The 15,870-nt window shown below is 60.7% G+C and carries 14 protein-coding genes; 4 read left to right on the forward strand and 10 right to left on the reverse strand.

What is annotated here, in order from left to right; translation table 11 throughout:
* Positions 1–150: 150 nt before the first annotated feature.
* A complete protein-coding gene (locus LCH64_RS08495) occupies positions 151–1,242 on the forward strand; it encodes a calcium:proton antiporter (protein WP_003221376.1) in 1,092 nt (363 codons plus the stop codon).
* Positions 1,243–1,366: 124 nt separating this feature from the next.
* Here the strand turns inward: LCH64_RS08495 and LCH64_RS08500 are convergent, their stop codons facing one another.
* The 3 genes from LCH64_RS08500 to LCH64_RS08510 form a co-directional block, all read right to left on the reverse strand.
* The gene (locus tag LCH64_RS08500; protein ID WP_226499969.1) at positions 1,367–2,725 is read right to left on the reverse strand and encodes an 8-oxoguanine deaminase; all 1,359 of its coding nucleotides are present in this window, start codon (positions 2,723–2,725) and stop codon (positions 1,367–1,369) included.
* Positions 2,726–2,984: 259 nt separating this feature from the next.
* Positions 2,985–3,671 carry an SDR family oxidoreductase gene (locus tag LCH64_RS08505; RefSeq protein ID WP_003221379.1) on the reverse strand — a complete coding sequence of 229 codons (687 nt, stop codon included), beginning with the start codon at positions 3,669–3,671 and terminating at the stop codon, positions 2,985–2,987.
* A gap of 25 nt (positions 3,672–3,696) precedes the next feature.
* The gene (locus LCH64_RS08510) at positions 3,697–4,047 is read right to left on the reverse strand and encodes a MerR family transcriptional regulator (RefSeq protein ID WP_103484559.1); all 351 of its coding nucleotides are present in this window, start codon (positions 4,045–4,047) and stop codon (positions 3,697–3,699) included.
* 82 nt (positions 4,048–4,129) lie between these two features.
* Here LCH64_RS08510 and LCH64_RS08515 point away from each other — a divergent pair, with 82 nt between their 5' ends.
* Positions 4,130–4,555 carry a hypothetical protein gene (locus LCH64_RS08515; RefSeq protein ID WP_226499970.1) on the forward strand — a complete coding sequence of 142 codons (426 nt, stop codon included), beginning with the start codon at positions 4,130–4,132 and terminating at the stop codon, positions 4,553–4,555.
* Positions 4,556–4,633: 78 nt separating this feature from the next.
* Here the strand turns inward: LCH64_RS08515 and LCH64_RS08520 are convergent, their stop codons facing one another.
* From LCH64_RS08520 to LCH64_RS08550, 7 genes are all read right to left on the reverse strand, one after another.
* Positions 4,634–5,560: an ABC transporter permease gene (locus LCH64_RS08520; RefSeq protein WP_226499971.1), complete on the reverse strand. Its 927-nt coding sequence runs from the start codon at positions 5,558–5,560 to the stop codon at positions 4,634–4,636.
* Complete coding sequence (locus LCH64_RS08525) at positions 5,560–6,666, reverse strand: ABC transporter permease (protein WP_226499972.1); 1,107 nt, start codon at positions 6,664–6,666, stop codon at positions 5,560–5,562. Before LCH64_RS08525 ends, LCH64_RS08520 begins: the two co-directional genes overlap by 1 nt.
* Before the next feature lie 15 nt (positions 6,667–6,681).
* Complete coding sequence (locus LCH64_RS08530) at positions 6,682–8,229, reverse strand: ABC transporter ATP-binding protein (protein WP_226499973.1); 1,548 nt, start codon at positions 8,227–8,229, stop codon at positions 6,682–6,684.
* Between the two features lie 605 nt (positions 8,230–8,834).
* Complete coding sequence (locus LCH64_RS08535) at positions 8,835–9,416, reverse strand: YigZ family protein (protein WP_226499974.1); 582 nt, start codon at positions 9,414–9,416, stop codon at positions 8,835–8,837.
* Positions 9,417–9,423: 7 nt separating this feature from the next.
* Positions 9,424–10,074, reverse strand: a complete 651-nt coding sequence (locus LCH64_RS08540) for a TetR/AcrR family transcriptional regulator (protein WP_226499975.1) — start codon at positions 10,072–10,074, stop codon at positions 9,424–9,426.
* A gap of 87 nt (positions 10,075–10,161) precedes the next feature.
* A complete protein-coding gene (locus tag LCH64_RS08545) occupies positions 10,162–11,550 on the reverse strand; it encodes a nucleobase:cation symporter-2 family protein (RefSeq protein WP_226499976.1) in 1,389 nt (462 codons plus the stop codon).
* Positions 11,551–11,679: 129 nt separating this feature from the next.
* Entirely contained in the window at positions 11,680–12,600 is a 921-nt protein-coding gene (locus tag LCH64_RS08550; RefSeq protein ID WP_007968115.1) for a LysR family transcriptional regulator, read from the reverse strand.
* Positions 12,601–12,738: 138 nt separating this feature from the next.
* Between LCH64_RS08550 and LCH64_RS08555 the strand changes: the two genes are divergently transcribed.
* Positions 12,739–14,088: an aspartate aminotransferase family protein gene (locus LCH64_RS08555; protein WP_003221395.1), complete on the forward strand. Its 1,350-nt coding sequence runs from the start codon at positions 12,739–12,741 to the stop codon at positions 14,086–14,088.
* A 76-nt stretch (positions 14,089–14,164) separates the two neighbouring features.
* A complete protein-coding gene (locus LCH64_RS08560; RefSeq protein WP_003221397.1) occupies positions 14,165–15,658 on the forward strand; it encodes a CoA-acylating methylmalonate-semialdehyde dehydrogenase in 1,494 nt (497 codons plus the stop codon).
* Positions 15,659–15,870 lie beyond the last annotated feature (212 nt).

Consider the following 15,870-nt stretch of genomic DNA (forward strand, 5'->3'; position numbering starts at 1 on the left):
AGCGGGCTTGCTCGCGAAGAGGCCGGCAGGAACGATAAAAGTGCATGGCTGAAACCAGCTGCCATCGGCTGGTGCGCTAAGGTGTAACGAAACGTTAGCGCCGCGCCGCAGTCAGTAGCTCATTCGAACCTCTCGGCAAAAAGGCCCGCCATGCTCACGATCTTCAAGCAAGAAAGCTTTCTATTGCTGGCAGTGATTGCCGCGTGCATCGCCTATCCGCTGGAACACTGGATGCTGCACAGCGGGCAGATCGTCGCGCTGATTTCTGGCCTGGTGCTGATCGCCTTCATCGTCGCGGCGTCGATGCGCGTCGCCCATCATGCTGAACTGCTCGCGGAAAAAGTCGGCGACCCCTACGGCACGATGATCCTGACCCTCGCTGCGGTGCTGGTTGAAGTAGTGATCCTGGCGATCATGATGAGCAACGAGGCGTCCGCCACACTGGTGCGTGACACCATCTATTCGGCGGTGATGCTCGACATCAACGGCATCCTCGGCCTCGCCGCGTTGATGGGCGGGCTCAAGCATGGCGAGCAGTCGTACAACGATGATTCGGCGCGCAGCTACAGCGTGATGATCCTCACCGCGATGGGCGTATCGATGGTGGTGCCGGAGTTTATTCCGGCGGCCAACTGGAAGATTTATTCAGCGTTCACCATTGGTGCGATGGTGGTGCTTTACGCGTTGTTCCTGCGCATGCAGGTCGGGCCGCACAGTTACTTTTTCAGCTACAGCTACCCGGACAAGCGCCGCAAGAAAGAGCCGGTAGAGGATGAGCCGAAACCGCTGAGCCTGACCTGGTCGATCGGCATTCTGGTGTTCGGGGTGGTGGTGATCGGCGCACTGGCCGAAGTGATGTCAAAGACCCTCGATCTGGGCCTGGAAGGTACCGGTGCACCGCCGGTGATCACGGCGATTCTGGTGGCGGCGATTTCCGCGGCGCCGGAGATTCTGACGGCGTTGCGTGCCGCGTTGGCTAACCGCATGCAGTCGGTGGTGAACATCGCGATGGGCGCGTCACTGTCGACGGTGATCCTCACCGTGCCGGTGATGGAAGCGATGGCGCTGTACACCGGTCAGCCGTTTCAGATGGCGATGACGCCGGTGCAGACGGTGATGATCTTCATTACGCTGATCGTCAGTGCGATCAACCTGAATGACGGCGAGACCAATGCCATCGAAGGCATGACTCACTTTGTGTTGTTTGCGACGTTTATCATGCTCTCCCTGCTCGGCCTTTAAGGCTGACAGAGACCAATGTGGGAGCGAGCCTGCTCGCGAAAGCGGTGTGTCATTCAACAAACATGTTGTCTGACACTCCCTCTTCGCGAGCAGGCTCGCTCCCACAGTTTTGAACGGCGGTGAATCAGGTGCCGGCGATCAACTGGCGAGCCGCCTGGCTGTGATCGGCGATCAGGCCCTTCAGATCCAGCCCTTCAACCTGGCCATCAACGACGCGCCACTTGCCACCAATCATCACCCGATCCGCACGATCGGCACCGCACAACAGCAGCGCCGAAATCGGATCATGGCTGCCCGAGAAACGCAGCTCATCCAGCTTGAACAACGCCAGATCCGCCTGCTTGCCCACCGCCAGCTCACCAATGTCGGTACGCCCCAACAGGCTCGCCGAGCCCTTGGTCGCCCAGCCGAGCACGCGCTCCGGGGTGATTTTTTCCGCGCCATAACGCAGACGCTGGATGTACAGCGCCTGCCGCGCTTCGAGGATCATGTTCGACGCGTCGTTGGAGGCCGAACCGTCCACGCCCAGACCGAACAACGCGCCGGCATCGGTCAAGTCGATGCTCGGGCAGATACCGGAGGCCAGACGCATGTTCGAACTCGGGCAATGGCAGATACCGGTGCCGGCCTGACCGAGGCGAGCGATTTCGTCCGGGTTGAAGTGGATGCCGTGAGCCAGCCAGGTGCGCGGGCCGAGCCAGCCGACGCTGTCCAGATAATCCACGGTACGCAGGCCGAAGCGCTGCAGGCAGAAATCCTCTTCGTCGAGGGTTTCGGCCAGATGGGTGTGCAGGCGCACGTCGAGTCTGTTCGCCAGTTCGGCGCTGGCCGACATGATTTCCGGGGTCACCGAAAACGGCGAGCACGGTGCCAGGGCGATCTGGATTTGCGCACCGTCACCGCGCTCGTGGTACTCGTGAATCAGGCGCTGACTGTCGTCGAGAATCACCTGACCTTCCTGCACCGTCTGTTGCGGCGGCAGACCGCCGTCCTTCTCGCCGAGGCTCATCGAACCGCGAGTGAGCATGGCGCGCATGCCCAGTTCCCGTACGGTGTCGACTTGCACGTCGATGGCGTTTTCCAGACCGTCCGGGAACAGGTAATGGTGGTCGGCGGCGGTGGTGCAACCCGACAGCAGCAATTCAGCCAAAGCCACTTTCGTCGCGAGGGCGAGTTTTTCCGGGGTCAGCCGTGCCCACACCGGGTACAGGGTTTTCAGCCACGGGAACAACGGCTGATTGACCACCGGCGCCCAGGCGCGAGTCAGGGTTTGATAGAAATGGTGATGGGTGTTGATCAGGCCGGGCAGTATCACATGCTCGCGGGCATCGAACACTTCATTGCATGGCGCGGACGGTTGCTGACCGGCAGCGAGCACTTCGACGATCACGCCGTCTTGCAGCACCAGACCGCCACGGGCATCGAGCGCGTTGGCCGTGAAAATGGCGAGGGGATTTTTTAACCAGGTACGGGTCGCAGGCATTGTGGCCGGCTCCTCTGAAAGTTGGGTTCAGGGTTGCCAGCTCAGTGTTGCCCTGTCTGCTGATCCAGGGTCGCCGCGAAGGACGAGGTGCGGAGTTTCAAACAAATCGCCGGATCGGGCAAGCCCAACCCGACAGGACACCCCCATCCCCTTGTAGGAGTGAGCCTGCTCGCGATAGCGGTCTTTCATTCAATATCATCGGTGACGGACACACTGCGATCGCGAGCAGGCTCACTCCTACAGGGAAGATCTGTGGTGCTTACCAGGGAATGGTTTCACCCTTGTAGTTGATGAAGTGATGCCCGCCCTTGCCGGTATACGCATTCACCTGATCAATCAGCCCGCGAGTGCTGGTCTCCACATCCAGGTCAGCGCCTTCGCCGCCCATATCCGTCTTCACCCAGCCCGGGTGCAACGACAGCACGGTAAGCTTCTGCTCGCCCAACTGGGTGACGAAACTGTTGGTCATCGAATTCAGCGCGGCCTTGCTCGCCTTGTACAGCGCCAGCTCCGGCGCGTCCGGTACGGTGACGCTGCCCAGGCCGGAACTCATGAACGCCAGCACGCCGCTGCCGTCGCGGATCTGTCCGACGAAGCGCTGCGCGAGGTTGATCGGCGCCACGGCGTTGGTGAAAAACAGCTGGCCAACTTCGGCCAGTGTCGCGCCGCCCGGGGTTTGCACCTCCGGACCTTTGACCCCGGCGTTGACGAACAGCAGGTCGAAGGTCTCGCCCTTGAGCTGTTGGCTCAGGGCGATCACTGCTTGCTGGTCGTCCATGTCGAGTTTCTCGATCCGCACGTTACCCAGCGCTTGCAGCGCCTCTGCCTTTTGCGGATTGCGCACGGTGGCGGTCACTTGCCAGCCGTCGGCCAGTAGGGTTTTCACCAGCCCGAGGCCCAAGCCACGGGAGGCGCCGATGATCAGTGCGTTTTTTGCCTGGGACATGACGGGATTCCTTGAAAGTTACGGTTCATGGATTCAATGGACACGCCTGACCGAGCCGTTGTTGCAACTCTCGTCGCAACACATCGAGTTCGCTCATGCGGGTTTCGATCAATTGCAGTTTGTCGCGCAGCAGTTGCGCCACGGCGTTTTCCGGGTCGGGCGCGTTCCACAACGCGGCGACGCTGTTGCCGATTTCGCCGAGGGTAAAACCCAGGCGCTGCGCGGTTTTGATGTAGAGCACCAGTTGCAGCATTTCCGGCGGGTAGTCGCGGTAACCGTTGGCACTGCGTTGCGCCGCGATCAGCCCGCGCTGCTCGTAGAAACGCAAGGTATCGCGGCTGACGGCACTGGCCTGGGCTAATTCACCGATGCGCATGCGGGGTCTCAAAAGAGGTATTGACCCTGGAGCATACTCCAGGCTTTACCGTGGTTGCTCCTCAAATTTTGGAGCAAGGACGATGTGGACTTCGAGCCAGTATCGAAACGTGGTGCGCGGCAGCGCCTGGTATGACCTGATCGTCACGGCCGCGTTTGCCACGCCGTGGAGTTTTGCTGCGTTGCATGGGGCGTTGACGGCGTTGAGCCAGGCGCTGGATTTGCCCGGTGAACTGCCACAGTTCGCGCCGGCGCATATGCTGATGGCGAATCTGTTGGGCTCGTTGGTGTGCGTGTGGGCGGTGCTGCGGATTCGTGATCCGCAGGCGCTTTATGGGCGCTATGATGCGGTGGCGCGGTTGCTGTTTGCGGTATGGCAGGGGTATGCCTTGGCCCATGGCGCGAGTTCGTTGCTGGTGGTTTTTCTGGTTTTTGAACTGGCGTGGGGCGTGGCTCAGGTGTTGCCCGTTCGGACGCCTTCGCGAGCAAGCCCGCTCCCACAGGGTTAGTGTCGTTCGCGAAATGTGTGATCGCCGCAGAACCTGTGGGAGCGGGCTTGCTCGCGAAGAGGCCCTTGCAAACAACCATTAATGCCCGGCCTGCCAAGGCTGCCCTAGCGAAACCGGCGCATACAACCGAGTCCGCACCGCATCCCGCGACAACAGCACCAACACCACAATCGTCGCCACATACGGCAGCATCGCCAGCAGACTCGACGGAATCGCCAGGCCCAACCCCTGCGCCACCAGGTGCAGGATGCTGGCGAGGCCGAACAGGTACGCCCCGAGCAACAAGCGCCACACCCGCCAACTGGCAAACACCACCAGCGCCAGCGCAATCCAGCCGCGCCCGGCGGTCATGTTTTCCGCCCACATCGGCGTGTACGCCAGCGACAGATACGCCCCCGCCAACCCGGCCATCGCTCCGCCAAACAGTACCGCCAGTGTGCGCACTGTCAGCACCGGCAACCCCATGGCACTGGCCGCATCCGGGTTCTCGCCAACGGCCTGAATGATCAAGCCGACACGACTTTTGATGATCACCCACGCCACCAGCGCAAACAGCGCGAACGACAGATACACCAGCAAATCCTGGGCAAACAGCATCCGGCCGATCAGCGGAATTTCGCTCAAGTATGGAATCGCCAAGGGCTCGAATCCGGCCAGCGGCTTGCCGACCCACGTCGCGCCGACAAAGGTCGACAGGCCCACACCGAAGATCGTCAGCGCCAGACCGGTCGCCACCTGATTGGCGTTGAACACCAGCGCCACCAGGGCAAACAGCGATGACAAGAGCATCCCCGCGAGCATCGCCAGCAACACGCCGAGCCACAGGTTGCCGCTGTTGAGGGCGACGATAAAACCGATCACCGCGCCAAACAGCATCATCCCTTCCTGCCCGAGGTTGAGCACGCCGCTCTTCTCGCAGATCAACTCACCCAGCGCCACCAACAACAGCGGCGTGCCGCAGCGCACCATGGCGTAGAAAATATTGCTCAGCAGATCGATATCCATCACAGCGCTCCGGCGGTTATGGCGGTGGTCGACGCGCGCCGTGCCCAGCGCAGTTTCAGGCGTGGCCGATAGAGAATCAGCACGTCGCAGGCCAGCAGGAAAAACAGCATCATTCCCTGGAATAGTTGGGTGATCGCTTGCGGCAGATTCAGGGTCATCTGCGCGCTCTCACCGCCGATGTACAGCAGCGCCATCAGCAGGCTCGAGAACAGAATGCCAATCGGATTCAGCCGGCCGAGAAACGCTACGGTGATCGCCGCATAGCCGTACCCCGGCGAGACTTGCGGCACCAATTGCCCGATCGGCCCGGTGACTTCGCAGACCCCGGCCAGCCCGGCCAAACCACCGCTGATCAACAGCGCGAGCCAGATCAGACGTTTCTCGCGAAAACCGACAAAACTCGCCGCACGCTTGTCCAGACCGAGCACCTTGATCTGGAAACCGACAAAGCTTTTCTGCAACAACACCCACACCGCAACCAGCGCGAGCAGGGCGAAATACACCCCGGCATGTACCCGGCCATCCTCCATCAGCAGCGGCAGGCGACTGGCGTCGCCGAACATCGCCGACTCGGGAAAGTTGTAGCCGGCCGGATCCTTCAGCGGCCCGTGCACGCAGAACAGCAACAGGTTCAGCGCAATGTAATTGAGCATGATGCTGGTGAGGATTTCGTTGGCGTTGAAGCGCGTGCGCAGCCATGCCGTCAGCCCGGCCCAAGCGGCGCCGGCGCAGGTGCCGGTGAGCAGGATCAGCACCAGTGCCCAACGGCTTTGCAGGTCGATGATGTTCACCGCCAAGGCGCTGCCGGCGAGTGCGCCGAGGAGCAATTGACCTTCGGCGCCGATGTTCCAGATCCGCGCTTGATAAGCCACCGCCAGACCGAGTGCGCAGAGCAGAATCGGCAGCGCCTTGACCAGCAGTTCGGAGACGCCATACAGATCGCTGACCGGTGCGATTAACAACGTATGCAAAGTTTGCAGCGGGTCATGCCCCAGGGCGATGAACAGCAGCGAGCCGCAGCCGAGGGTCAGCAGCGCCGCCAGCAGCGGCGAGCACCACAGCATCAGGCGCGATTGCTGGCCACGGGGTTCGAGGGAAAGCAGCATGTTGGGAAAACTCCGTCAGGCCGTGGCCGATGAATGCGCGTGGTTGATGTGCCCGGCCATCCAGCCGCCGACATCGCTCAGCAGGGTGTCGGTGGTGTTCTGCAGCGGCGACAGACGCCCCGCGCACAGGGCGCCGAGGCGGTCGCTGATCTGGAACAGTTCGTCGAGGTCTTCGGAAATCACCAGGATCGCCGCGCCGGCATCGCGCAGGGCAATCAGTGCGCGGTGGATGATCGCCGCTGCGCCGACGTCCACGCCCCAGGTCGGGTGCGCGGCGATCAGCAGTTTCGGTTGCTGAAGGATTTCCCGGCCAAGAATGAATTTCTGCAGATTGCCGCCGGACAGGCTGCGTGCGGCAGCTTGCGTGCCCGGGGTTTTCACCCCGAAACGCTGAATGATCTGCTGTGCAAGGGCTTCGACTTTGCCGCGCTCGATCAAGCCGTTGCGCACCAGCCCCTGTTGAAAGGCCGTGAGCAAGGCGTTGTCGGCAAGGCTCAGTTCCGGCACCGCGCCGTGGCCCAGGCGTTCTGCCGGAACAAATGCCAGACCGAGTTGGCGCCGCGCATCCGGGCGCAAATCGGCGACCGCTTGCCCGGCGAAACAAATGGTTGTCGCGCTGTCGCGGGGCAGGGTTTGTTCACCGCTGAGCAGGGCGAGCAGCTCATCCTGGCCATTGCCCGCGACCCCGGCGATACCGACGATTTCGCCGCTGCGCACTTGCAGGTTGATGTCGCTCAACGAGCAGCCGAAGGGATCCGGGTTGTGCCAGCTCAAACCGTTGACCCGTAGAAAGTCCGCGCCACCACTGACCTTCGGGTACTCGCCGATCAATGCCGCCGCTGCGCCAACCATCATCTGCGCCAACTGCTGATCCGAGCATTCGGCCGGCACACAATGCCCGGCGACGCGCCCGCCGCGTAGAACCGTGGCGCTATGGCACAGGGCGCGCACTTCCGCGAGCTTGTGGCTGATGAATAGAATGCTGCAGCCCTCGGCGGCGAGGCGGCGCAGGGTGATGAACAGTTCGTCGGCCTCTTGCGGCGTCAGCACCGACGTCGGCTCGTCGAGGATCAGCAGGCGAATGTCCTGCATCAGGCAACGAATGATCTCCACCCGTTGCCGCTCGCCAATCGACAGGCTGTGGACAAGTCGCTCCGGCTCCAGCGCCATGCCGTAGCGGTGCGACACTTCGCGAATCTTCGGCTCAAGCTGTTTCGGCGTGCCGGCCTTGGCGCCCATGGCCAGAGCGATGTTCTGCGCGACGCTGAGGGTTTCGAACAGCGAGAAATGCTGGAACACCATGCCGACCCCCAACTGTCGGGCCTGCGCCGGGTTGCGGATATTTACGCGCTGCCCCTGCCAGAGCATCTCTCCCGCATCGGCCTGGGTGACGCCGTAGATGATCTTCATCAAGGTACTTTTGCCCGCGCCGTTCTCACCGAGCAGCGCGTGGATTTCCCCAGGCGCGATGCACAGGTCGATGGCGTCATTGGCCAGGCAACCGGGGTAGCGTTTGCTGATCTGGCGCAGTTGCAGGCGCGGCGTTGAATCTGGGCTTGGCATGACAGGCTCGACTGGCTTGGAGTTGTGCCTGTGGATAAAGCAATTTCCTGGCCATTGAGTCAGGAACCTTCGCATCCCTTGAGTGCGAACGGCTGGAGTAGGGCCTCGGCGGAAAAGTCGGTGAATTCTTCGGCACCAATTGGGAGCAAAGGTGTTGATCAGGCTCCAGTTTTGCTCGCGGATATTTGGTTAAAAAACGAGCAAACTGTCGGGAGCTATGCAGAACCTGCGACTGCGCGAGTCATGAACGGGTTATCCACAGGTTGCTCCACAGTATTTGTGCGCAATCAGAAAACCTTGGCATAAGCGCGGGAGTGCTATCTCCCAATGGCGATAAACAGCTCTAACTGATTGTTTTTACGCGTAATTAAACTTTCTTCATGTGAATTGCGCGAAAAGTGAACAAATCCCGCAAAGCCACGTGACAGAAGGGTTACAGCGGAATGTACTCAGGTTATCCACAGTCGGGTGCACAGCAGATGTGGGCAAGTTATTGGAATAAAGGAATCCGTCGATGCCCTAAAAGATCGCAGCCTTCGGCAGCTCCTACAGGGAGAACACATTCCCAATGTAGGAGCTGCGGCACGCTGCGATCTTTTGCCCTTCTAACGCTGCAGCACAATCCGCCCACGGCTCAAATCCGCCAACTGCGTTTGCAGCAACTCGATCTGCGCCTCGCCCAGCGCCAACTGCAACTCAACGCCATTGGCGGTGAAGTGTTCTTCCACTACCAAGCCACCCAGATCCGCCACCCGCAGCTTCACCAATGCCAATTCGGCAAAGCCGCAGGAGCAACTCAATGGCACACGGCTGATCAACTCGACTTTCGCCGCCGCTTGCAGGCACTTGTTCGCGCCGCCGCCATAGGCCCGGGCCAAACCGCCGGTACCCAGTTGGATGCCGCCATACCAGCGGATCACCAGCACTGCGACCTGATCGCAATCCTGCGCTTCGATGGCCGCCAGAATCGGTCGTCCGGCGGTGCCGCCGGGTTCGCCATCATCGTTGCTGCGGTATTGCGCACCGAGTTTCCACGCCCAGCAGTTATGTGAGGCGTTCAAGTCGCTGTGTTGTTCGAAGAACGCCTGCGCGTCGGCGGGGCTGCCGATCGGCGCCGCGAAGGTGATGAAGCGGCTCTTGCGAATCTCTTCGCGGTACTCGCAAAAACCGCTGAGGGTGAAAGGCATAAACGTCTTAAATAGTCGGGGTGAGGCCGCAGCCTTTGAGAATGATGCGGATCAGGTTGTTGCCGGCGTCTTCCATGTCCTGCTTGGTCAGCTTGCTGCGACCGCTGACGCGGCAGATCTGCGTGGCGAAGTCGGCGTAATGCTGGGTGCTGCCCCACAGCAGGAAGATCAGGTGCACCGGATCCACCGGGTCCATCTTGCCCGCATTGATCCATGCCTGGAACACGGCCGCGCGGCCCTGGAACCAGGCGCGGTAATCCTGGTTGAAATACTCGGTCAGGCATTCGCCGCCACTGATCACTTCCATCGCGAAGATCCGCGAGGCCTGTGGCTGACGGCGAGAGAATTCCATTTTGGCGCGAATGTAGCGGGTCAGCGCTTCGGCCGGATCGTCCTCGGCCGTCAGGGTGTTGAAGGTGCTGTCCCACAGTTCGATGATGTTGCTCAGCACCGCCACGTACAACCCCAACTTGTTGGTGAAGTAGTAATGCAGGTTCGCCTTGGGCAACCCGGCATTCTGCGCAATGGTGTTCATGCTGGTGCCTTTGAAACCGTGACGGGCAAACTCGTCTTCGGCGGCTTTGAGAATGGTCTCTTCGTTTTTCTGACGAATGCGGCTGGCGGGTTTGCCGCCATGAGCGGGGACTTCAAAGGTCATAGGCACTTCCGGTTTGTCTGTGGGTGCTACCAGTTGCGTTGATAACGCACCCACAGGCATCCGACAAGTCCTGATGCAATAAAACCGTTACGCCTGTTCGATCTTGTTCAGCGCTGCGGCGGATTCGACGCTGGAGGTTTTCGCCTCCGGCAGCAACAGGCACAGGAGGATCGCGGTCAGGCCACCGCTGGTGATCGCCGAATCGAACAGGTTTTGCACCAGTTTCGGCAACAGGTGCAGCAGGTTCGGTTGCGCGGCAATGCCCAGGCCGACGCCGAGTGAGGTGGCGATGATCAGCATGCTGCGTCGGTCCAGCGGCGACTGCGCGAGAATCCGAACCCCAGCCGCCGCTACGCTGCCGAACATCACCAGGGTGGCGCCGCCGAGCACCGGTTTCGGGATCTGCTGCAGCACCGCGCCGATCATGGGGAACAGGCCGAGACAAAACAGAATCGCGCCGATGTACAGCCCGACGTAGCGGCTGGCGACGCCGGTCAACTGGATCACGCCGTTGTTCTGCGCAAACGTGGTGTTGGGGAAAGCGCTGAAGGTGGCGGCGATCATGCAGCTCACGCCGTCACCGAGCACGCCGCCACGCAAACGACTTATATAAGAGGGGCCGCTGATCGGCTGGCGGGCGAGCATGCAGTTGGCCGTGAGGTCGCCGACGGTTTCGATGGTGCTGATCAGATAAATCAGCGCGACGGGCAGGAAAGCCGTCCAGTCAAAGCTGAAACCGAACTTGAACGGTGTGGGAAGACTGACCAAGGGCAAGTCAGGCAATGCCTGCGGAACCAGTTTGCCACTGAACCACGCGGCCAGACTGCCGAGCAGCAATCCGATAATGATTGCCGACAGCCGTACCCACGGCGTGTTCGAGCGATTGAGCAGGATGATCGTCAGCAACACGAACACCCCCAGCGCCAGATTGCCCAGCGCGCCGAAGTCCGGCGCATTGAAACCACCGCCCAGATCGGTGATGCCGACCTTGATCAGACTGATGCCGATAAGAGTGATGACAATTCCGGTCACCAGCGGCGTGACGACCCGGCGCAACTGACCGATGAAACGGCTGAGAATGATCTGCACCACGGCACCGAAAAAGCACACGCCGAAGATCATCGCCAGAATGTCTTCCGGGCTGCCGCCACGCTGTTTGACCAGAAACCCGGCCGACAGCACCGCGCCGAGAAAGGCAAAACTGGTGCCCTGCAAGCAGATCATCCCGGCGCCGATGCCGAACGGCCTCCGCGCCTGAATAAAGGTGCCGACCCCGGACACCATCAGCGCCATGCTGATCAGGTACGGCAGATGCGCGGTCAGGCCGAGGGCCGAGCCGATTACCAACGGCGGGGTGATGATGCCGACGAAACTGGCGAGCACGTGTTGCAGGGCGGCGAGGATCGCGGCGGGTGGTTTGGGACGATCATCGAGGCCGTAGATCAGGTCGCTGGACGTTTCAGAATCTGGCTGCATGGCGAGGGCTTCTTGTTCAGGGATCGAGTTCAGCCTTCACTGCAAAAACCTGTCCAATTGCTCAGCTTTCAGGGGTTGCGATCGCCAAATGTAGGAGCTGCCGAAGGCTGCGATCTTTTGATCTTGCTTTCAACGCGTCGCAGCGAGGCTTTCGAGAAAGCTCTCCAGCACCAAATGGGGGCGCCGCCCCTTGCGCGTGACCGATGCCAGACTCAAATCATAAAACCGCGTTGTCGATTTCAGCGCACGCAAGCGCCCCTGCTGCACCCACAGACTGGCGTAGTGATCCGGCAGATAACCGATGTAACGCCCAGTCAGAATCAAAAACGCCATGCCCTCACGGTCGGACGCACTGGCGGTGCAATTGAGCGCCTGGTAATGCGCCTGAATCTCCGCCGGCAAACGAAACGTCGGCGCAATCGCATCCTGACTATTAAGACGTTCGTCATCCAGTTGCTTGTCATCGACATAGAACAGCGGGTGGCCGACCGCGCAATAAAGCAGCGAGCGCTCGCTGTACAACGGCTGATATTCCAGCCCCGACAGTGCGCTGGCCTGCGGCACCACGCCGACATGCAGGCGACCGTCGAGTACGCCTTGTTCGACTTCGTTGGGCGCGATCATGCGGATCTGGATCTGCACGTCCGGCCCGCGCTCCTTCAATTGGGCGAGGGCATGGGTGATGCGCATGTGGGGCAGGGTGACGAGGTTGTCGGTCAGGCCGATGATCAGTTCGCCGCGCAGGTGCTGGTGCAGGCCGTTGACCTCGGTGCGGAAACTTTCCAGCGCACTTAATAGTTGCAGCGCCGATTGGTAAACCTCGCGGCCCTCTTCGGTCAGCGAAAACCCGGCGCGGCCACGCTGGCACAAGCGCAGGCCAAGGCGCTGTTCGAGATCGCTCATTTGCTGGCTGATTGCCGAGCGACCGATGCCGAGCACGGTTTCCGCCGCCGAGAAGCCGCCGCATTCCACCACGCTACGAAAAATTCGCAGCAGACGTATATCAAAGTCACTGACCTGGGCCAGCGGATCGGGGCGGCGACTGCTCATGCTGTTGTTCTCATTGTTTAGCAGGCTTCTAACTGAAGGTTAGAAAAGTTGGATTTCACCGACTTTATCCGCGTGGCAATTTAGCTGCAACAACGCTTTTTATCTCCCTGATGCTTATGCCCTGCGAGGTTTTGCCCGATGAACATGCCTGAAAACGCGCCGTCGCCACTGGCCAGCCAACTGAAGCTGGACGCGCACTGGATGCCGTACACCGCCAACCGCAACTTCCAGCGCGATCCGCGTCTGATCGTCGGTGCCGAGGGCAGTTGGCTGTTCGATGACAAGGGCCGCAAGATCTACGATTCGCTGTCTGGTCTGTGGACCTGCGGCGCCGGGCACACCCGCAAGGAAATCCAGGAAGCGGTTTCCAAGCAACTGGGCACCCTCGATTACTCGCCAGGCTTCCAGTACGGCCATCCGTTGTCGTTCCAGTTGGCCGAGAAAATCACTGACCTGACTCCGGGCAACCTGAACCATGTGTTCTTCACCGACTCCGGCTCCGAATGCGCCGACACCGCGGTGAAAATGGTCCGTGCCTACTGGCGCCTGAAAGGTCAGTCGACCAAGACCAAAATGATCGGCCGTGCCCGTGGCTATCACGGCGTGAACATCGCCGGCACCAGCCTTGGCGGCGTCAACGGCAACCGTAAGCTGTTCGGTCAGGCGATGATGGACGTCGATCACCTGCCGCACACGCTGCTGGCCAGCAACGCATTCTCCCGTGGCATGCCGGAGCAGGGCGGTATCGCCCTCGCCGATGAACTGCTGAAGTTGATCGAACTGCACGACGCGTCGAACATCGCGGCGGTTTTCGTTGAGCCGATGGCCGGTTCCGCTGGTGTGCTGGTTCCGCCTCAGGGTTACCTGAAGCGTCTGCGCGAGATCTGTGATCAGCACAACATCCTGCTGGTGTTCGACGAAGTGATTACCGGTTTCGGCCGCACCGGTTCGATGTTCGGCGCCGAGAGCTTTGGCGTGACCCCGGATCTGATGTGCATCGCCAAGCAAGTCACCAACGGCGCGATTCCGATGGGCGCGGTTATTGCCAGCTCCGAGATCTACCAGACCTTCATGAATCAGCCGACTCCGGAATACGCGGTGGAATTCCCCCACGGCTACACCTACTCGGCCCACCCGGTGGCGTGCGCCGCTGGCCTGGCGGCACTCGACCTGCTGCAAAAGGAAAACCTGGTGCAGAGCGTGGCCGAGGTTGCCCCGCATTTCGAAAATGCGCTGCACGGCTTGAAAGGTTCGAAAAACGTCATCGACATCCGTAACTACGGCCTGGCCGGTGCGATCCAGATCGCGGCCCGTGACGGCGACGCCATCGTGCGTCCATTCGAAGCCGGCATGGCCCTGTGGAAAGCCGGGTTCTATGTGCGCTTCGGCGGCGACACCCTGCAGTTCGGCCCAACCTTCAACAGCAAGCCGCAAGACCTCGATCGTCTGTTCGACGCGGTTGGCGAAGTGCTGAACAAGCTCGACTGATTTTTCCCTCTATATATACCTGCGAATAACAGGCGCCCCATGCGGGCGTCTGTACACAAGAATTCAGGAGTTTTCGATGAGCGTTATCCCGCATTTGATCAATGGCGAACTGGTGACCGAGAACGGTCGCGCGGTTGATGTGTTCAACCCGTCCACCGGTCAGGCGATCCACAAGCTGCCGCTGGCCACCCGCGAAACCATTCAACACGCGATCGACGCTGCCAAGGCTGCGTTCCCGGCATGGCGCAACACCCCTCCGGCCAAACGTGCTCAAGTGATGTTCCGTTTCAAGCAACTGCTGGAGCAGAACGAAGCGCGCATCTCGCAATTGATCAGCGAAGAACACGGCAAGACCCTCGAAGACGCTGCCGGTGAACTGAAGCGCGGTATCGAGAACGTCGAGTTCGCCTGCGCTGCCCCGGAAATTCTCAAGGGCGAGTACAGCCGCAACGTCGGCCCGAACATCGATGCCTGGTCGGACTTCCAGCCACTGGGCGTGGTTGCCGGTATCACGCCGTTCAACTTCCCGGCGATGGTGCCACTGTGGATGTACCCGCTGGCGATCGTCTGCGGTAACTGCTTCATCCTCAAGCCGTCCGAGCGTGACCCAAGCTCGACGCTGCTGATCGCTCAATTGCTGATCGAAGCCGGTCTGCCGAAAGGCGTGCTGAGCGTGGTGCATGGCGACAAGACTGCAGTGGACGCGCTGATCGAAGCGCCGGAAGTCAAAGCATTGAGCTTCGTCGGCTCGACGCCGATTGCCGAGTACATCTACGCCGAAGGCACCAAGCGCGGCAAACGCGTTCAGGCACTGGGCGGGGCGAAGAACCATGCGGTACTGATGCCGGATGCGGATCTGGACAACGCGGTCAGCGCGCTGATGGGCGCAGCGTATGGTTCTTGCGGTGAGCGCTGCATGGCGATTTCGGTCGCGGTGTGTGTCGGTGATCAGGTGGCGGATGCGCTGGTGGCGAAACTGGTCCCTCAGATCAAGGCGCTGAAAATCGGTGCCGGCACTTCGTGCGGTCTGGACATGGGCCCACTGGTAACCGGTCAAGCGCGGGACAAGGTCAGCGGTTATGTCGATGACGGCGTGGCAGCGGGCGCAACCCTGGTGGTCGATGGTCGTGGCTTGAGCATTCCGGGTCATGAAGAGGGCTTCTTCCTCGGCGGCTGCCTGTTCGACAACGTCACCCCTGAAATGCGCATCTATAAGGAAGAGATCTTCGGGCCGGTGTTGTGCGTGGTCCGGGTCAACAGCCTGGAAGAAGCGATGAAGCTGATCAACGATCACGAATACGGCAACGGCACCTGCATCTTTACCCGTGACGGTGAAGCAGCGCGTCTGTTCTGCGACGAGATCGAAGTCGGCATGGTCGGCGTTAACGTACCGCTGCCGGTACCGGTTGCCTACCACAGCTTCGGCGGCTGGAAGCGTTCGCTGTTCGGCGACTTGCATGCCTATGGCCCGGATGGTGTGCGCTTTTACACGCGTCGCAAGGCCATCACTCAGCGCTGGCCGCAACGTGCGAGCCATGAAGCTTCGCAATTCGCGTTCCCTAGCTTGTAAGTAGCAGGGCATGACGAAGGCCGACCTCTAGAGGTCGGCCTTCGTGTTTTCGGGGCTTTTTGACCGATATGACAGAAATGTGAAAAAAGCTGTTGACGGCAGATTCTGGAGGTCTATAATTCGCCCCACTTCCGGCGCAGTCGAAACGGAAAACTCCTTGAGATTCAATGAGTTACGCAGTTTTCGACAGCGGGTTGCTTCAGTTCATCGAG

It is taken from the genome of Pseudomonas sp. MWU16-30322 (assembly GCF_020515535.1).
Taxonomy (GTDB): domain Bacteria; phylum Pseudomonadota; class Gammaproteobacteria; order Pseudomonadales; family Pseudomonadaceae; genus Aquipseudomonas; species Aquipseudomonas fluorescens_H.